Source organism: Cohnella mopanensis, assembly GCF_022352055.1.
GTDB classification, from domain to species: domain Bacteria; phylum Bacillota; class Bacilli; order Paenibacillales; family Paenibacillaceae; genus Cohnella; species Cohnella mopanensis.
In genome coordinates this window covers 190,956-211,537 of record NZ_JAKRWM010000010.1, presented here as the reverse complement: position 1 = coordinate 211,537, position 20,582 = coordinate 190,956, and the positions used below count along the sequence as shown (strand labels likewise).

The following is a 20,582-nucleotide window of genomic DNA, read 5'->3' as shown; positions in this document are numbered from 1 at the left end:
AGGAGAAGATAATGTGTTTAAGAAAACAATCGCAACACTGGTAGCGGCAGCGGTCATCGGTGGATTTGGTCTGAACTCTGTAAATGCAGCAGCTATAAATGAAGGTCAAATCATTATTCCTATAATCGTTAATGGTCATAAAGTAAAGTTTCCTGATACTGAGCCTTACGTCGATGAGAACGGTCGTACTATGGTTCCTGTGCGTTTTGTGAGCGAATCGTTGGGTGCTACTGTAAAATGGGACAACGCTACTCGCACTGCTACTATCACAAATGGTACAAAGACTATCAGCTTGGCTATTGGTTCCAAAACAGTTTCGGATAATGGACAAGTTGTCGAACTGGATACTGCCGCTGCTATGGTAGACGGCCGTACTATGGTTCCTTTGCGTTTTGTAAGCGAGTCCATGAATTCCAAGGTAACTTGGGACAAAGGCGGTAATGCGGTTCAAATCTCTGACTCTGCATATCAAGCAAAGATCGACAATGGAACTGTCAAGCTTGATGCTTGGGGGCGTGAGTTGGCAACTGCTGACGATAAGTGGAACAAACTTGCTGATCTCCCCTCCTTCGTGTATGAATTATCCGCTCCTAGGGAATTGTCGAATAAAGAGTTCATTAAAGAGGTAGGTTCTACTTGGGCAGATAAAACTCACATCGATATGTGGGCAGGTAAAATTCGTAAGTACTACCAAGCTCAACTGAATATCGATTACCGCACTATCGATGAGTCCTCTTTTATATCTGCTTTACAAAATGAGATGGAACTTGGATCATCCTACGACAAATTTTATATTACAAAAGCTATGAAGGAGTACGTAGCTTGGGTTAAGACGAACCATGTAATTGCTAAAGGATATGCCGACCCGGAAAACTCCCTAGTTGGCTATATCTTTGGCGGTCCTGTATTTAGAACTCATTTCAAGTTTATGGTAGTGCAAGCGGATGATACTGCACAAGTATTCATGGATAATACTGAGGTTTCTAAGTGGTCAGACTCTTTTAAACTAAAGACCGGAGTATGGTACGAGGGATATGCTGATGTAACTATGGGAACTCATTTTGGCTCTAGCCCAGAGAATCACTTCGCTTTAAACGCAAATGAAAATATGTTTAGCAAAGGTCGTTATGTTTACAACGAGGTTAAATAAGGATAAGCGAGCTACAATCAATCTACCTCTATATTTCTAACGATTCGTGATTCGGGTTGACTAGATCTTGTTACATTGTTCAAGTGGGCATCGCTTAAGGAGGGTTAGAATGTGAGAAGGATAAAGAAGTGGAATACGGCGTTGTCAGTATTGATGATAGCCATAATGGTGTTCTCTATGGTGCCGACAAGTCCACAAACAGCAAACGCTTCGGGAGGATCCAGACCTGGTACTGATGGAGGAAATAAAGTATTCTTCGATCCAAGAACAAAAGAACTTACAACAGTCACTGATGTAAAAGCAGCTTCGGCGGCCATACGGTACTATACGGTCGCGTGGCTAATTAGATTGGAGACTGTATGTACAAATGAATCCAAAATGAATTCCCAATGCAATCCAGTAAAGGATAGCAACTACATCAGGTTGAATATTGGCACAGATTTCAAAACTAAAGGTACAGCCAGAGATCTTGCATGTAACGACTCAAGAGTTGTTGATTGTTATTATTACGAGGGTTCCGAAAAGAGATTGATTGAAAAGTATGTTATGGATGCCGAGTCCTTAAGAGGTAAATTTGGCCTTGATGAAAACTTCCGAAGTGTAGTCAATGGTACGCTCTTATATCTAAGCCCGGTGTTAAAAATTCGAGGGGATGACACAAGAGAAAATAATGAGTATACCAATCTGAGCTCAATCAGAGATATTCCCTATCCTTGGGCTAGACCTGACGACTTTAGGCAATATTATGATAGGCCAGTAGAGTTCGAAGGTATGAACTATCCTCTGATAATACAGCATAGGTATGAAGGGAATAACGGGACTCTTGCTCCACAAGTGCCTGATATTCCAGTTCCGAATCCTGGCAGTCCTGATGGTTTGTGGCCTTCCGCTATGGAAACGAAACAAATCACATTAAAAAACTCAGTCACTTACAATGGAAAAGTAATGGAACTTGTATGTTCTTATCAGCAAGCTGCGGACGATAATACTAACGTCTTATGTAACGCAGACACGACTAGGACTTCTGATGGAAAAGTGATTAAGAAAGGTGCAGGTCCTTATTATGTAAGGGACGGTACGGGGAGTGACTTTACTCGTAAGCCAGGTATGTCAATTGGTGGAGAGAGAGTTGTTGCAAAGTATAAGGTTATTGCCTGTGACTGTACTCAGAATGTCTCTATACCTAACCTATCAAGTGTCGGTGGTAAAGTAACCGGAAGTACTTTGGCTCAGCAGGTACCTTTGCAGATCAACATGGTAGAGTCTCCATTATCCATTCAACATTGGGATAAATATCTGTCAGCCAGATCTAACATCCAAGTCGTTGTTCGATTATGGAGAACAGATACCGGACCGAATAATACAGGAGCAGCACCGACTTGGATTAAATCTGCCGGACCTAATTTTACTGTAGGTGGCGGAGCAGCTGTAGTGAATAACTACACGAAGGCAGCTTTGTTAGATTTGCTCGCAGGAAAAGTCGTACCTCTTTATAATGATAACCTGCAAAGTTATCCGATACCGGCTGGGGGTAAAGTAAGTTTCCGTTACAACGCATCCGTTAGCATTACATCTACTGCTGCAGACGGTACAGTAGAGACGATCACCTGTACGCAAGGACCGTCGATAGATGCTCCGCCATTCTTTAGGCCGCCAGATATGACTGGTTATGGAACTTATACTTCTGAACCTGAATATTGGTCTGAGATTAAGCAAGGTTCTCCGCAAACAGCGGGGACAGGTTCTAACGAAGATTTCGAAGCCATGGCGGGCACGCCTACAACTCGTAAGCTTTATTTTTCATCGGGCGGTTCCGAGTTTATGGTAGACATTGTCACCCAGTACATGCCTCAAACAACCGCTACTCGAAGTTATAAATCTCATTATACCGGGGTAACAAATGGTTGGGCGATGTCACCTATTGTTGGAGGTTATTCTGATCCAGCACCCCCAGCACCTGCTCCTAGGGTAAAAGTAGATGCTTGTGGTGCACCGTACACAGAGCCCGTTACACAAGGGAGTATGCCTTACATAAAAGGAACTAATCCTGACGGGTCGCCAATTCCGGGTACAAAGTATAACTGGACTCAAGCTGGTTATGATTCCCACACTGTAGGGGATTATACCGATACTTGGACTCAGACATCGACGTTCGATTACATGAGGATTGTTAAAGCGCAAGTATGGAAGTTGGATAAATCTAAGGTTGATGGTATGACTTCTCTACTAGGAACCAACGAAATTACGGCTAGCATTGTTCAAGGAGATCCGAACATCTTCGCCCACATAGCTACGTCTAATACTAGCGCAGGAGGTCGCCTTCGTTACTCTCTGGAAACGAATCAACATGATAGCGTGGTCTGGGAAGAGGGGAATTCCGATAACTGTTTATCGAACAGTAAAGATACGGGTCCAGTAGTAGAGCAGACTAAGTTTACGGAGAGAAGAAATCTGACCAATAGCGTTACTGCGGTATCAGATGTGCTAATCCTACAAACTTCTTCTGGAGACCAATCTGTCATGTATTTCGACAAGACGTCGAATACAGCTAAGGTTACAGATGATTTAACTGTACCTACTACAGATTTTGATACGATGTGGACTAATAATTCATTATCAGCAGCACAATGGGATGTACATCATATTAAGATCGGGGGATACAACGGTAATTACTCTACGCCTTCCATGAAATATTCAGGAGGAAGTACTAGTACTGTAGCTACGGTATTCGATAGCAGACCTGCAGGCGTAAATAGACCTGATCGACCTAGTCCTTACTTTAGAATGATGGAAACGAATCTAAGTCCTCTCAACGTTGTTAACGGTGAATATAGGACCGGTAATTCTTCCGTTTTCTATAGGTACATTTACAACTACAATCCTAATAATTGGCCTGTACCTTATTCGACAGCTAATGATGCGTTGTACGGGACTGTCGGTCAACAGTACGCAAGTACTTATTCATCCGCGCATCCGAAGGTAAACGATATCATTATACACAATCCTGTGTCCGTAGAGAATGCGTTAGTAGTATCGTTACCCAGCAGATTAGATCAGAGAACTCCGGCATCTAAAACCATAGGTGGAAATCTGCAAACTCCTGAAAAAGAGTTTGAACTTCAGCTCGATCCGGATTACAGGCAGAATATTCTAACCAATGGAGATGCAGAAGTTATTAATGACGATGCTACCGTGGCGGGGTGGAATATTTGGACTTCGACTCCTGGATCGAATGTACGATTCACAAGTCGTACTGGTGATCAGTGGGTCATGAAGGGTATTCACACATTCGAGATCAACACAACTCCTAATCCTGGAGGGAACACGGGTACTAACTATATAGGTGTCTATTATAAGGATGTGCCTATCAAGCCTAACGTTAACTACTCTTTCGATGGGGAGATTAGTTGCCATAGGTGTGAAGGTTATTTCTACTTAGATGTCTATAACAGCGATGGTACAGTCTATCAGAGCGGACTCTCTAATGGAACTGTTCAAAGTACTGGAACTCCAGTTACGACAACTATTAATTTCAAGAGCGGTCCTAGCGTGAACAAGGTTCGTATCCATATCGTGAAAGGAAACGGTAGATCTGAATCAGTAGCTGGTACTGCAGAATACGTTTTTGCGGATAACTTAAGATTACGAAATATGGACGCCCAAGAGTTTATTGCTACCGATCCGGTCTATGTTACTCAACAGATGGCTAATCCGGATTATGTTGCGGCTTCGGTATCGCCACCATCTTCTGTAGAATTTGGGTACACTGGCGTTGCACAGACTTTCACTGCCTCTAGTACTGGATTGTATACGCTAGAAACATGGGGGGCTAGCGGGGGCAACGGTACGTACACAAGTAATCCATGGGGAGGTATAGCTACTGGAGGAAAAGGTAGTTACGCAACCGGTAAGATTAGCTTAATGGCTGGAGAAAAGTTAGAGGTTTATGTAGGTGGAGCAGGTCGTAATGCCTCGATTGATACTGGAGGTTGCGGAGCTGGTATAGGCCAGAACAAAGGTGGATTCAACGGAGGCGGCGGAGGTGGTAACTACTCCGGCAGCGGCGGTGGTGCTACAGATATACGCAGCAGCTCAAACAAACTTATAGTAGCGGGCGGTGGCGGTGGAGCAGGTCAACAGTCTTTCGGTGGAGACGGGGATCTTAACGGTGACGGGTACAACTCTTCCAAAGGAGCCGGCGGTGGTGGTGCGAAAGGGATTTATGCCACTGGTTTAGGCGGTGATGGTCATGAAACCGATGATGGAGGAGGAGGCGGCGGTTGGTACGGCGGAGCTGGAGGGTCTACTGGTTGCGGGGGCGATTCAGGTGGAGGAGGAGGTACTTCTTATGTTGGATCTCTCTCTAGTTCAGCTATCATGCAAGGCAACTTAAGTTTCCCAGCTCCTGGAGGAGGGAACGAAATAGGTCATTCCGGAAATGGATACACTAGAATATCCACTCCGGGAGCGAATATACCGGAACAAGGCACGCCAACTATAGGAGTGCAAGTCGTAGCCGCTGGTGGTTCTTCGGCCATACCAGCGGATGCCTATATCAAAGTATCTAAAGATACGGAACCTAATGCTGGCGCTGGCGGCTTTACTCCGGGCAACTTTATATTACTTGATTATGGATTCCGAATGTACTTCCCAAATACAGGAGACTTCTACGGTAACGGAGCTAATGGGATTTCTTCAACAACTTCGATCCGAGGTAAAGGCTTCGTGGATAATATGGATACAACGGAATGGACAAAAGAAAAGTACGTAAAGTTCCAGTTTGACGTAATCTACAGCGGCGTCTTATTCAAGAAGAATACTTGGATCCAGTTAAACGTACCTACGACCACATTCGATTTCTATACTCCTCTGGAGAACAAGGAAAAGATAAGTGCTCTAGTGGAGTGGAAGAGTATCGCTATCAATGCTCCTTATGAGGATAATGATACTCCGACCAATAGAATCAGGTATGACAACTACGCGGCACGCCATAGTACATTGAAGCGATTCAATATTGACTTGGTGGGACGTATAGGAAACATGATGATGGAGGATACTGGCGACTTCCGTTTCTCCAATTTCTTCAAGAAGCCTGCTGTGCCTGAAGAATGGTTTATTCCTAATGTGGTGCCGAAGGTAGACCAGACCAGGCAGAAATTCATTATTGGAGATAGGATAGATATTAGGGCTAATCCAGTATCGGTCGATACAAACTACTTAGATACGTGGGGATTATTACCCCACGCTAGGCAGGTTCCGGTAGAATGGCCATTATCTCCTGAGAAGAATAATATTACTGCATTTAAGAAACAGCCTATGCGTATAGGTTACAACGCATTTACTGATATTCAGACCATGGGCAATTATTACAGTAAAGTTCAGATTATTCCGTACTATTACGCGCTTAATTTACTAAACGGTGACATACAGCCTGTAGATATTTACATGAAGGTAAACGGCTCCTATCAACCCATTAACAAATTCGGAGCAGCTAAACCGGATTGGGATCCTACTACGATATACAAAAATCCGGTAGCGATTGATTGGGAATCTGAAGCTTCAAGGCGTAATGTAACTCAAGCGGAACAGGAGAACACGGACGCCGTGACAAACTACGCACTAGGTGGCGGCGATGACGCCAAGACAGGAAAAGCAGCTGGACCTACTGGATACGATTATATCTACGGCACTACACAGATTATGAATCTGAACGGTAGGAACAGAACATACATCGGTCAGACGAATACGTATGGAGAGGACAAAAATCCAGGAAACAAAATACCTTCATTAATGTACGCGCAGCAGGCTCAAAGGTGGCACTTCCATATGGGACTTCCATCGTCCGCGGTAGCAGTGCCTAAAGGTGCTAAACCTACGCAAGCTAGTATTCAAGCGATCGCTAAGAATACGATGGTATTGTTGATGGCCGCTGATATCAAATCCGTTGGAGATACTTACGTACTTCAGTACAGTAACCCTAACGGGAACGGAGATGTCAACATAGATGGAATAAATTCCTGGCCGACAACGAGTATTCCTTACCCAATTATGGCTGTTTATTCTGCTAACAAATCTTCAGCTCTGGACTTAGACACCTTCGGTACGCATTAAAGCGCAAGAGGAGAGTATATCTCTCCTCTTTATAGAGCGAATAATTTAAGGAGGATTCACAATTGAGATTTAAAAGTTTAGCACTTCTAACTATTCTAGCTGTATGTTTGTCTGGATGTGCTAGCGATTCTGTTCTACTTCCAATAGCGGCAGCAGCATCTTCACCTAAGTCAACAGCAGGAGAAGACGGTCAACCAAGGGATGCAAACGGAGTAATTGTTCCTGAGCCGCCTATCGATATCCATCTGAAACCTGGAGAGTCGGATCCTACCCTTGCGATTGAAGGATCAAACCGTGTTATTTCCTCTTGGGCTAAAGCGGATGTAGAGCAAATGATAGCTAAGGGTTTGGTACCGGACAGACTGCAAAAAGATTATAAAAAAAGTATTAAGAGGGAAGAGTTTGCGGAGTTAATAACTATGGCGGCAGAGTCCCTGGCTAGTGATAACACCAAAATGAAGTTGATTGCTAATGAGAACAAATTTGCTGATGTAGAAGGTATGTATCACGTAGAGCAAGCATTCTCGTTAGGAATAATCAACGGAGTGAGTGCTGCCAAGTTCGAGCCGGATAGTAATATTACTAGGCAAGAAGCTACTACTATGATGTCTAACTTTCTGAAAACAATAAGAAAGCAAGGTCTTAGCTCTGCGGAGTATGACTTTGTAGATAAACATTCTATTGCGAGTTGGGCTAAAGACGGTGTAAACATTCTAGCTAACGCTAAAGTATTTCAAGGATCCGATCTAGGATTCAGGCCCTCAGATTTATACACTCGGGAGCAAGCTATCATTACCGTAAAGCGCTTGCTCGATTTTACGGGTACATTCGAAGGGGTGTCTGTTAGAGGAAAGGTTTATGTAAAACTTTCAAACATTGATATTACTAAGAAAGGTGCTAGAGGGGATGATCCGACTGCGCCTGCAAGTAACAGCATGAATCTAAGATCCGGCGTGAACTACGTGAAGGTAGGAATTCTAGATAACAAGGCTTATATTTCCGATTATGCGGATAGATTATCCGATTCCTTAAGTCAAGACACGATATCTAAAATTCAATCGGGTGAGCGGAAAATGACAGAGGGTAATCTAACCATTGAAACGCTTGGCTCTGACTATCTGATCAAGATCACTTGGTAGACTAATGGAATGATTGATTCCAATAACAACGGGAGTGAAGAACGCGATGGACTACAGAGCCAGCATGGAACGGAACGAGATCGTCAACGATCTGAACGCGATCAGCCGGGATTTGGAGCAAGTCGCCGAGGAGCTCAGACGGATCAAGGGCGTCGGAGCGGAATATTGCGCCGAGCAGTTGATCCAAATCTCGCAGAAATACAACAAGGTCAGACAAAATCTCTATCGGCTATAACCGCTTCCGAAGATAAACATAAGGTCAGGTGATCGGATTGCTGCGTGCGGGAGATTTGCTAGGAAACAGATATAAGGTTGAGTCGGTAATCGCCAAGGGTGGGATGGGCTCCGTGTATCTCGTCAAGGACTCGAAGCTTAACGATAAGGAGTGGGCGGTCAAGGAAATTACCCAAGTGCACAACCACGAGGCTTTCCTCGAAGAGGCACGGATTCTGGCTAACTTGACCCATCCTTACATTCCGAAAATTACCGATTATTTCGAGCCTGACGCGGACGGCTATTGTTACTTGGTCATGGAATATATCAACGGCGTGACCTTGCAGCAGCGATTCGACGATGCCGCCCGCGCTTTGCCTCTGGATACGGTGCTGAAGTACATGAAGCAGATTTGCGAAATTCTGCTGTACCTTCACCGTCAGCCGACGCCGATCGTATTCAGGGACTTGAAGCCGGGGAACATCATGATCGACGAATACGACAACATACGGCTGATCGACTTCGGCATCGCGCGCGGCTACGATCAAGGCAAGGTGTCGGATACGGTGCAGATGGGGACGATTGCGTTCGCGGCACCCGAGCAATTCGAGAATAAGCAAACCGATCCTAGAACGGACATTTACGCGCTTGGTTCTGTCATGCACTACTTGCTGAGCGGGGGCAAATACGTCTATCAAGCGCGCGAGTCGTTAGACAGCCTATTCGCGCATGTCCCGGACAAGCTGGTGAGGATCATGGATAAGCTGCTGCAGACCGAACCCGAGCTCCGATATCAGGATGTCGGCGAGGTGATCGGGGATTTCAAGCTCGTGCAGTTCGATTCACCTGCCCCTCTTCCTCCGGCCGAGAGCAATCCGGAGATGGGTACAGTCATGCTTAGCGCCGCCGATTACCTTCCGCCCGCCGACAGAGAGCAGCGAAGCCGATCGCCGGAACGGCAGGCAACATACAGGGCGCAAGCGACGCAGAGCCAACCTGCGCTCATTATTTATTTGCTGGACGTTAGCGGCTCTATGACTATGGCGAATGGAGATAAACGGCGTATCGACGTCGTTACGGATGCCTTGCATGTGACGTTAAGGCAGATGGTATACCGCTCGACCAAGGGAAGCCGAATCTCGTCCCGTTACAGAGTGGCCATGTTGGCCTACAGCGACGAGGTCTACGATCTGCTGGGCGGAGTCAAGAACATCGACGAACTGATGAACGACGGCGGAATGCCGGTATTGAACACGCATCGTTTCACCGATACGGCCAAAGCTTTCCGACACGCGGAGGCGATCCTGCGCGCGGAGCTGCCATCGCTGCAGGACGGGCCGGCACCGTTGATCTGCCATATGACGGACGGCGTGTATACCGGCGACGATCCGGAGCCGATCGCGCGCAGAATCATGGATCTATCGGTGAAGGACGGTAACGTATTGGTCGAAAATATATTCATTTCCGGCGACGTGCTGGCACAAGAGGTCGTCGATCCGAAACGTTGGCAGGGCGTTACGCCGAATACGCCCTTCTTCGATGAGTACGGCTATAAATTGCGGGCGATGTCCTCCGTCATGCCGGAAAGCTACCGCGAGATGATGCGGGACGCCAATTACAATCTTGCCCAAGGCTCGCTGCTCATGTTTCCCGGGACGAATCCTGATCTGGTGTCGCTTGGCTTTCAGATGTCGGCCGCGACGCCGATCTTCTAAGCGATGAGTCGGCTAATTCAGCTTCCCCAACAAAGCGAAACGGCCTTGCGGCAAGTACGGCAGCCTTCTTGGACTTACCGGTACGGATATTCCCGTTCCGCGGAATCGGCCGCATCGGGTGATCCGGGCCAAGACTACTTGAGCTTTGCGGAGTCCGAATCCAGCTTTATTTTCGCGCTATGCGACGGGATCAGCATGTCTTACTTCGGCGATATCGCGGCTAAGTATTTGGGCGATCGGTTAATCGAATGGCTAGGTCAATTAGAAGACGGACGAAATGGGATATCGGAGTTAGAGCAGTCATTGGAGCGTTACTTAAAGGAAATCACGGATCAGGCAACCCGAAGCTTAGAACGTCATCGGATACCTTCGCGGATTCATGGCCTATTGCGGGAAATCATTCTCGATAAGAAAGCGAAAGGTAGCGCGTCGATGTACGGCTGCGGCAGAATCGATCTGCCTTGCAAGGCGTTTCCCGAAGGGCGCATCGTGCTTGCTTGGCAAGGCGACATTCGTCTTCGGGTGTGGAAGGACGGGCTGGAACGAACGTCGTTGTTAGGCGATCGATTCGATACCCGCCAACAGTGGAATAGCGTCTTGGGACCCGTAGGCGGAAAGCCGAACCTGCTCTACGACGACCTGCGAAGCTGGAAGGAAGGAGCGGTGCTGCTGTATTCCGACGGGCTTAAGGCGATCGACGCATGGGAAAGGTTTACTCACGAGAAGCTGGAGGGGGTCATGAAACAGGAAGCCGCCCATCCTTCCAGCGACGATATTTCGTTGTTACATATTATATGGGATTAACGCGTAGCGGAAATTATACTTTTCATCATGAAGGAGAAGAGATGAAATGAGTTTTCAACCGGAAGTCCGTGCCCGATTGTCCATTAACGGCAAGCCCTATACGATCGGGGAACATCCTCAAGCGGCTGGAGTGCCTTACGGTCAGGAAGGCAGGCAAGGCACCGTATACCTGCTGAATGCCGAAGAGAGCGGCGGCCCCAAAGCGATGAAGGTGTTTCGAAACAAATTCATCGACCCTTCTCTCGTCTTTCATACGGATACGGTTGCGAAATACAAAGGCATAGCCGGTCTGACGGCTTGCGATCGATCTATTCTCACGCCGCAAAATCATGCGGAGCTGCTGAACAGGGAACCCGATCTGCTCTACGCGGTAGTCATGCCGTGGATCGAGGGCCCGACGTGGATGGACGTACTTCTGAACAAGCAGCGACTGAGCAAGAAGCAAAGTTTCTCGGCCGCATTCGCCTTGGCGCACGTGCTCATGGACATGGAGCAACGGGGGCTGGCGCATTGCGACTTATCGGCCGCGAATGTCATGCTGCCTATGCTCAGCACGGTGAAGAAAGTCGTCAAACCCGTCGAATTCGTTCAGTTAATCGACTTGGAGCAAATGTTTTCCACCCATCTGGAGAAGCCGGAGCATATTCCCGCCGGTTCGCCGGGGTACGCCATACGGAACAAAACCCAATCGCTGATGTGGAGCGGACAGAGCGATCGCTTCGCCGGTGCTATCCTGCTTACGGAAATGCTTGCTTCGTGCTCCGATGCCTTCATAAGAAACCTCTGGGGTGAAAGCTATTTCGACCCGGAAGAGCTGCAAACCGGCTGCGATCGGTTCAACGAGCTGGTCGAGATGATCCGAATGGCATGGGGAGAAGCATTGGCCGCGCTATTCGTAAGAGCTTGGGAAAGCGAGCATCTGAGCCAGTGTCCGCCTTTCGGGGAATGGCTGATGGCGTTATCCAGGATCGAAGGGACGATCGGCGCCGAGGTGGCGGCGGCAGCCTCCGCGCCAGTTGCTGTTCGTTCTTCTTCGCCGTCGGATCACACCGAGACGTTATCCGGACCGGCGCCTAGAGTGGCTGCTCCAAGACCCGCGGCTCCGGTTGTCGCGCCCGCGCTTAGGGCAGCGGCTTCGGCGGATTCTATCTCGCAATCGGACGGCGGCGGATTTAACGCGAATTTACTCCAGAAGGCCAAGAACCTGGAGCAGAAGAAAAACTATAAGCAAGCGCTGGAAGTGTATCGTTCCATCCAAACGTTAAACGCGCATTCCAGCTTGGCTAAGGAAGTAGAAATCGCGATCCAGCATATCGAAGAGATTCTGTCGAACGGCAAAAAGAAGCAGGATCGGGCGGCGACTTCACGCAAAGTCAAACGCTTTTTCTTAACGCTTGCGTTTATCGTTCTGCTTGGTTTGGTCGGATTTCTTGGCAAGTCCTATCTGGACAAGCAAGCTGTCGGATCGGTGGAGAGCTTGACGGAGGACATCAAGGAGAAGGACAAGGAGATCGCACAGCTTACGAAACAATTGAAAGCGCAGGATCTCTCCGCCAAGAAACAAGAAATGCTTAAGGCGTTAGAGGAGGATTACAGCGAGCTGCAGCGAATCGCCAACGCGGACCCGGCGTTGAACGACAAGCTGGATGTCAAGACGTTCGCCGCTGCCCAGTTGTACTTAAACCACATGAACGAATATCTGATGAAAGTATTCGAGTTCGATCAGACGTTCGTCGATCGGACGAAAACCGTGGACGGCTACTTTTTCCCATACGTATACAACCAAAGCCGCAATCCGGAGAAAAATATCTCGTTTCACAAAGAATATATGCACCGATTTTAAGAGGGGGATACGCGCATGATATTCGGAGCATCCTTAGGGCCTTTCGTCAAAAAGGCTTTGGTCGAAAAAGGTTTCCAAACGAACATCAACAAAATCATAGAAACATTGCCGCTCGATCCGAAGGTTTCCAATATGGATGCGGTCGTGCTCGGTCCGAAGGATATGCAGGGGACATCGGGAAAGATGCTGCAGGCGGCGTTGAACGGCAAGCATCCTTCCGTGGGCATTCTGTATTTCTACCAGAAGGACAAGGATGCCGATCTCGTCAACGGCGACGTCTCCAAGATCAAGATCGGGAAGCTCACGCCGGAAGAAATCCAGCAGAAGGTCGAACTCTCGATAGGCGAAATCAGCGGGGATAACCGGATCATCGAGTCGGGGGACAACAAAGCGCATCAGATGGCCCGGGCTAAGCTGGCAACGCCTATCCCTAAGCCGATCTTGCCCGATGTCGAGGCGGAGCTGGAAGTCGCGGCCACCGTCATGCCCGAAGTCGAGCCCCCGAAATCGCTGGAGCAGCGGATTAGGGAGATAGGCGAATTCGCGAACTTCGGCTTCTTCAAGGAGGCGCTGCGCAAAGACGTCGTGCTTGCCGAGCTGATGGATCAGAATACCGAATACGCAGGACTCGTTAACATGCTGGAAGCCTACGACCGGGAGATCGCAAGCATCTTTCAAGAGGCTAATCTACCGGCCGAGCAACGCTTCGAGATGATCAGAGCGATTAGTATCGATCGCTCGACGTTCAGCGGGATGCACAATAGCATTATAGCGGATAAGCTCGCCGCTATTATGGAAGCGATCGTATCGTCCGCCGAAGCGACGGTAGAGAGACGGATCGAAACGCTCAGGGAAGCGCTCGGAGTCGTAACGTCGGCGGAATTGTTATACGACGACCACGGCAAGCTTGAAGCGTTGATCGATGCCAGAATGCGAGTACAGGTCGATCTGATGGAACTGTCCAAAGAAATCATCGAAGTCTACATGGCGATGGACAAGACGGTAACGGAGCATCTGGACGGCATGGGCGCGGAATTCGCATCCGATAACGCCTACATTAATGAGATCATGCAGCCGATAAAGCCTTTATTCCTTCCCCAGAATATCGCGGCCGTAACGAACAAGCTGATCGGCGATTTGCACAAGAAAAGAGTCGTGCTCTCCATAGTCGAGGAGAAAATCAAGAAGCTGATCGATCTGGTGTTCAAGCTGTGCGAGGAAGACGCGACGATTATCGATTATCAGCAGAAGCTGATCCGGCTGCTCATGGCGCAGAGAGTAGAGAATGTCGTCATCGTAGACCACGTAATCAAGTATTGCTTGAGGATCTTCGTCGGTCCGACCGATACGGGGCGCACGGCTACGGCACTCGCGTGGTCGGGAATCGTATCGCGAAGAAAAAATACGCTTCTATTGGATTTTACGGGCAGCTCGAAACTTAGACAGTATGGCGTAGAGCCTGTAGAGCTGACGACATTTTTGAACGATCGGTTGGAGAGGCCATTCGTTTGCGTGGAAGGAAATTTGGAGGAAGCGTGGGAGAAAGCGGATGAAGTCGTGGCGGAGTTGAAAACGCGGCTGAATTATTACGCGCACATCCATATCCTTCTGGATGCCGGACAGACCGAGCTTCTGAACCGGCTTGCCAAGTCGGCCTTATCTGTCCACTTTCTAACCGACTGCACGCCTAGGGGCAATCGGCTGTTGAAACAAACGATCGAGCATTTCCGCGCGGATAACGTGGCGACTAAAGCGATACTCATAGATCCTCCAGTCGATCCGGCCAGAGTGCTTGCCGATCTATCCTTAGACCCGTTGATGACCAAAGCGATTATCTTGCCGCGATTACAGCATATTAGGGCCTGCTCTTTGAATCAGGCGAAGCCATATGAGAGCTGGGAAGTCGTTGAAGCGTTCGAGGAAGCTTTCAGGTAACGATAACAATAGGAGTTGCCCAATGATAAAGTTCATGCTATCGCTTGTTTTGTTAGCCATGGTTTGCTCGTGCGCTAAAGCTAATCACAACGAAGAGGCTGCTAAACCGACTAAGATCGATCCTCCCACGCAAACTTCGATACAGCCAGAGCAAAGCTCCGCATCATTGCCTATTGAAACGAAGGCTCAGAATGATCTTTCAAATGTGAACAATATCATTAAGAGCGTTCAACCCGAAGGATTGGAAGTAAAAAAGATAATTGAAGACGACCTCAACCACGATGGAAAAAAACAATCCATCGTCGTTTTCGGTGAGTATGAACGCATTTTTGTTGTAGACGAAAACCGGGTTTTTGGAGAATTGATGGATCCAGTTGGCGTCGTGCATGACAATATCGATGTGAGAATTCAAAAATTAGATCAGTCGGACACCCCATTTATCGTTGTGTATTCCGAGCAGGCCAGTTTTGGCGGATATGGCGAAGGATTTTCTATTTTTCGATTAAACGGCGATCAAATTGAAGCAGTGAATTATAATTTCCCAGAGTCGACCGGCAACGGGTCAAGGAAGTTAGAGGATTACGACAATGACGGCGTGTTTGATAGCGTAACTTACGAATACGTGAATGATTTCCAACATCATCTGCTTGTTTATTATCAACGGTATGATGGTTTGGGAGAGGGGAAAACGGATCTAAAATATCCTAACGAGCAACAGACACTGGTGTACCCGACCGAACCTAAAGATCTCATTCGTAATTTCATCGAAGACTTTCATAACAAAGAAGGGTTAGTCGAGGAAATGAAGCAATTCGTTGATAACGAGGCTGTGCTCGATTTTAAAGTGGAGGATTATATCGATTTAAGTCTCATGAATTATGGCGGATTGGATTTGCAAATCGTGGAATCCTCTGCTCTTGAACCGAACAAAACCTTTGTCGTTAAGGCGGAAAGCCAGGATAATTCCGAATTAAAGTTCACCTTGAGCAAGATATCCGACCGTTGGAAAATATCAAACATAGCTCTTAAAGACAATTAGAAGCGAACATTTCCGCATTCCAATATTTAACTAAATTTCAATTCCTCCGTAGCATCGTCCGTGATAGAATAGGAAAATGCATACATAAAGCGAGGGAATCTGTTGAAGATCAGGAAAAAAATACTCCAACTCAGTCTTATAATGATTAGTATTTGTGTATTAAACGGTTGCGTCCCTTTCCTTAATGAAATCAGGAGTCAAGCGGAATGGGAAAATAGAGTAACCGAAAATAATCAAAAAGGGTACGATTTAATAGAAAACGGCAAGTATGAGGAAGCGATCCCCTATCTCGATGAAGCCGTCAAGTATGTATATAAGCTAGAACCGGGCGTCGTTGATCTGGATCATGAAATCGAGCTGTCCGAGCTGATGGATTCTCCATTCAACAATTTGAGCTGGGCGTATAACGAGTTGAGGGAATTCGACAAAAGCTTGGAAAATATAGAGAAGTCGCTGCTTATCCTCCCGAACACGGATGTAGAGTATGTGAACAAAGGAAACGCTTTGTACGGATTGAATCGGTATGATGAAGCTTTAATCAATTACGATCGGGCAATCGCCTTGGAGAAGACGGATAAGAGCGCCTATTACGGGAAGGGCATGATCTTCTACGATAGACAGCAATATCAAGACGCGCTCAAGCAATTCGATACCTATTTAACTTATGATGATAACGATATGGACGCGCTGGAAATGAAAATTTACTCCCATATCCGGCTGGGCGAGACTAAAGAGGCACTGGCGGTAGCCGATGATGTCATCGGGCGAAATTCCGATCAATATGAAGCCTATGAAATGATGGCCGACGTGTTGGAAGAGACCGGAGATTTCGAGGAAATCAAGAAGCAACTGGAATTCATGAGCAAAAAATTCCCTGATCGAATGGACGTCTACGTACGAATGATCAATACGTATAGCGCGATCGGAAAACAAGATGAAGCTTTGTCTAGCTATGCGCGAGCGGTTAAAAAAGACAAATCCAACATCGAAGTCCAAAATGCGATGGGTAGCGTCTATATGAACAAGTCTATGTACGTAGAAGCTTTAACTTATTACGATAAAGCTGTTAACATAAGTCCGCGGGACGAGACAGCGAATATCAACAAGTTAAGGGCGTTATACAGCGGCAAAAGAAACCTGCAATGCGTGGCATTCGGCGCGAAAGCTATGAAATACCAGAAGGATTCTTCCAATATTGCTTGGTATACGGGGAAATGTAATATGGAGCTCGGGAATTACGAGGAAGCGATCGGCAATTTTCAAAGCGTCATCGACAAGGACGAGAACGACGATGAGGCTTATGCCAACATAGCCTACGCTCAGTTGATGCTCGAGAATAACGGCGAAGCCGAGAAGTATAGCGCGAAAAGCTTGAGCCTGTATTCAGATAACTCCTTGGCGCAATATATTAAAGACGCTTTACGGGAAAGAAGCCGGCCTTTGGGGCAACAGATCAAGAAGTTTTTTGAGGAACAATATCTCTATGGAGACGGCAAAGACGAGGAACGGGATAAGATCTTGTCCAAGCTGGATGATGCGAACGTTACGACGAAGCAGATCGCGGAAATCATCGATCGCGCGAAAAAACGAGATGATCGGTTTACGTTTACCCTATACGGCGAAGTGTATGACCAAGTAATGATGGGGAGCGGGAACGAGATTAAGTTCGAAGACCAAGGCGATATCGCCTATTTTCGGATTGTCGATTTTAACGCGAATACGGACGATGCCTTTATCGAGAAGATCGACGGCATTTCAGATACTCCTAAGAAGACATTGGTCATTGATCTGCGCGGCAATACGGGAGGGGTGACGGATAGCGCCAACAATATGCTGGATGTACTTCTTCCCGACTACGTGACGAGCACGCTCATCTACAAGGACGGCTACACCGATAGTTACTATTCGGATGCCTCGCATGTCGATTTCAAAAAAATATTTATTTTGGTCGACGAGAACACGGCTAGCGCGGCGGAGCTATTAACCTTAGGTTTAAAAACTTACCTGAAGAACGTCACGGTCATAGGGCGTAATACCTTCGGTAAAGGCGTTGGCCAACGGGTGTTCGAGGATAAGAGCAACAAGATCATGGTGTTCGTCGTCAATCATTATTGGAACGTGAAGCAGAACAATATCATGAATAGCCATATTAAGCCGGATATCTACATTAAAGGCAATTCCTTAGAAAGTTTCATGAAGCCCGTTAAGGCGTCCATTAAATAGAGGAACATCAAGAAAGGCTGCCCCGAAGTCGATTGACTTCTTCCAGGGCAGCCTTTCATTTTAGATTATTGATTTGCCGACGGCGATTGTTCTTGCACGGCCTCGTACTTGCTGGGCCAGAAAGACCAGCGGCCAAGCAACAGCGTAATCGCGGGAACGAGGAACGGCCGGACGACGAACGTATCCAGCAGCACGCCAATGGCGGTGATCATACCGAATTGGACGAGCACTTGAATCGGCAACGTAGCAAGCACGGCGAACGTTCCGGCAAGGATAAGCCCTGCGGACGTAATGACGGCGCCTGTCTCGCCTACGCCTTCTTTGATCGCTTGTTTGAGCGGCATATGTTTTCTCTTCTGCCAAATGCTCGAGATCATGAAGATGTTGTAATCTTCTCCCAACGCGACAAGGAAGACGAAAGAATAGAGCGGAATCGATCCTTGGATGGCATCGGCTCCCATGACGTAGTGAACGATTAGCCAACCGAGCCCTAATGCCGAGAAATAGGAGAGAATAACCGTCAATACGAGATAGACGGTGGCGACGATAGAGCGCAGATACACAAGCAGCAATAACGTGATCAGCCCGATTACGATAGGGATAATCAACATCGTATCGCGCTCGCCGGTCACTTTGTTATCGTATTGCTCGGCCGTCTGACCGCTAATCCATACGTGATCTTCGGGATTTGACACTCCAGCTTGGGCCAACGCGTGCTCCGCCGCAGCTCTTAAATCCGGAATATGATCCATCGCTTCCATCGAGTAAGGGTTCAGGTTAAATTGAACGTCGTAGGCGACGATTTGCGAATTGGCTTTGCCGGTTTGCGGATTGGCGACTTCATCTAGGAAAGGAAGGGCGCCGAGAGTTTGGTCCAGCGCGACCGGCTTCCCTTGCGTGTCGATGATGACTTTCGCCGGAGCGAGCTCTCCCGGAGAAAACTGTTCTCCGATCGTCGCGAAGCCTTCCCGGGATTCCATATCCTTGGGGAAGGACGACAGGATGTCGTACGTGTACTTGATTTGCGTCGTGACGGCGGCGAGCCCGCCGAGAACGACGATACAGATGACGACGATCAACCAAGGCTTGCTGACTACGGTTTTGCCGACCCAATTACGCGGTTGCTTGGGTGCGATGACGGGCTTGGTTTTTCCTTTGCGAATGGTGCGCTCTTGCTGCATTTCGGGCGTTCTTGGCACGAAAGGGAAGAAGGAAGCGCGGCCGATGATCGCGAGCATCGCAGGAACAAGCGTTAAGCTGGCGATTCCCATGATCAGGATGGCAATGCTGAACGGGATCGCGAATCGGTGGTAAGCCCCGTATTCGGCGACTAGCAAAGCAAGCAGGGACAGAACGACGGTTAAACCGCTCATCGCAATCGCCCCTGAGGAGCCGGTAATCGCGCCGAGCAGCGCTTTGCCTTTATCCCTTTCCGATTTAAGCAATTGACGGAAGCGGGAAATGAGGAACAAGCAATAATCCGTTCCGGCTCCGAACAAGAGGACGGTCATGATGGAAATGGCCTGGCCATCGACGACGATCCATCCTTCGTGCGCCATCCAACCGAGGATCGGGCTGATGACCCCGTATGCGAAACCTACGGCTACTAATGGTAGGAATGCTAATATTGGCGAACGATAGATGAGCAAGAGAAGGACAAGCACGAGCATGACCGTTCCGATCATCAAGGAAACGTCGGCGTTCTTGAATAACCCCGTCGCGTCGATTTGAATGCCGACGGGTCCGGTTACCCGGGCGCTCAGTTGGTCGGGGGAGTCCTTGGCTACGGTGAACGGGTTCTCGCCAATAAGGTTCGTCGCATGTTCCTTTAACTTCTCCACGCCTTCTTTTAGCTCGTCTACACCGACTTCTTTGCTGAAGAAGACAGGCGCGACGAAGGTGCTGCCGTCTTCGGACAATTCCCCTTTTAGCGCTTGAAGCGGCAACTGGTGCAAGGGCGGTACCGAAGTTTGGTGAGGCACCGGCTCGGCCGTTAGCTTCTCGGCAAGCTTCTGGACGTTCTGCAAGTCGGTATCGGTTAATCCGCTTTTTTTATGCCAGACAATGAGGGCCGGAATGTCGGCTCCGCTGGGAAATTCGCGCTCGGCAACGGCGTCCGCTTGCACGGATGGCTTAGATGCGCTTAAGTTAGGATCGTTGTTGACTTCTTCCTTGTTGACCGACGGGAGCAAAGCGCTGAGAAGTCCCGCCGCCACAATCCAGACGAGCAGAGTGATCCACTTGCTTCTTTTACCGGCAACCCATTTTCCTAGTCCTCGGTTCTCGTGCATGCTATCTTGATCCTCCTTCACGAATTGGACGATGAAAGCGTCTGATATTTGGGATATAATCAAATTATGATTTACACATTAATTATATATACCGGAAGGTTAATTATGCAATGGCGAAT

General features: G+C 47.9%; 11 protein-coding genes and 1 pseudogene. 11 read left to right on the top strand and 1 reads right to left on the bottom strand.

Annotation, left to right across the window (positions count from 1 at the left end):
- Window positions 1–13 precede the first annotated feature (13 nt).
- The 11 genes and pseudogenes from L3D05_RS16865 (at window position 14) to L3D05_RS16815 (ending at window position 18,172) form a co-directional block, all read left to right on the top strand.
- Complete coding sequence (locus L3D05_RS16865; RefSeq protein ID WP_239617471.1) at window positions 14–1,150, top strand: copper amine oxidase N-terminal domain-containing protein; 1,137 nt, start codon at window positions 14–16, stop codon at window positions 1,148–1,150.
- A 111-nt stretch (window positions 1,151–1,261) separates the two neighbouring features.
- On the top strand, window positions 1,262–7,261 hold the full coding sequence (locus L3D05_RS26780; protein WP_239617470.1) for a glycine-rich protein: 6,000 nt from the start codon (window positions 1,262–1,264) through the stop codon (window positions 7,259–7,261).
- Window positions 7,262–7,323: 62 nt separating this feature from the next.
- Window positions 7,324–8,400, top strand: a complete 1,077-nt coding sequence (locus L3D05_RS16855; protein ID WP_239617469.1) for an S-layer homology domain-containing protein — start codon at window positions 7,324–7,326, stop codon at window positions 8,398–8,400.
- A 46-nt stretch (window positions 8,401–8,446) separates the two neighbouring features.
- Window positions 8,447–8,635, top strand: coding sequence for a hypothetical protein (locus tag L3D05_RS16850; protein ID WP_239617468.1), 189 nt, complete (start codon window positions 8,447–8,449; stop codon window positions 8,633–8,635).
- Window positions 8,636–8,663: 28 nt separating this feature from the next.
- Window positions 8,664–9,311: pseudogene (locus L3D05_RS16845) on the top strand (serine/threonine protein kinase); the annotation flags it as partial.
- 336 nt (window positions 9,312–9,647) lie between these two features.
- Window positions 9,648–10,328 carry a vWA domain-containing protein gene (locus L3D05_RS16840; protein ID WP_239617669.1) on the top strand — a complete coding sequence of 227 codons (681 nt, stop codon included), beginning with the start codon at window positions 9,648–9,650 and terminating at the stop codon, window positions 10,326–10,328.
- A gap of 3 nt (window positions 10,329–10,331) precedes the next feature.
- Window positions 10,332–11,132: a hypothetical protein gene (locus tag L3D05_RS16835; RefSeq protein ID WP_239617467.1), complete on the top strand. Its 801-nt coding sequence runs from the start codon at window positions 10,332–10,334 to the stop codon at window positions 11,130–11,132.
- Between the two features lie 46 nt (window positions 11,133–11,178).
- Window positions 11,179–12,975, top strand: a complete 1,797-nt coding sequence (locus L3D05_RS16830; RefSeq protein ID WP_239617466.1) for a protein kinase family protein — start codon at window positions 11,179–11,181, stop codon at window positions 12,973–12,975.
- Between the two features lie 15 nt (window positions 12,976–12,990).
- Window positions 12,991–14,910: a hypothetical protein gene (locus L3D05_RS16825; RefSeq protein WP_239617465.1), complete on the top strand. Its 1,920-nt coding sequence runs from the start codon at window positions 12,991–12,993 to the stop codon at window positions 14,908–14,910.
- 34 nt (window positions 14,911–14,944) lie between these two features.
- Window positions 14,945–15,949, top strand: a complete 1,005-nt coding sequence (locus tag L3D05_RS16820; RefSeq protein WP_239617464.1) for a nuclear transport factor 2 family protein — start codon at window positions 14,945–14,947, stop codon at window positions 15,947–15,949.
- Between the two features lie 102 nt (window positions 15,950–16,051).
- Complete coding sequence (locus L3D05_RS16815; protein WP_239617463.1) at window positions 16,052–18,172, top strand: S41 family peptidase; 2,121 nt, start codon at window positions 16,052–16,054, stop codon at window positions 18,170–18,172.
- 65 nt (window positions 18,173–18,237) lie between these two features.
- Here the strand turns inward: L3D05_RS16815 and L3D05_RS16810 are convergent, their stop codons facing one another.
- A complete protein-coding gene (locus L3D05_RS16810; protein ID WP_239617462.1) occupies window positions 18,238–20,463 on the bottom strand; it encodes an MMPL family transporter in 2,226 nt (741 codons plus the stop codon).
- Window positions 20,464–20,582: the final 119 nt, after the last annotated feature.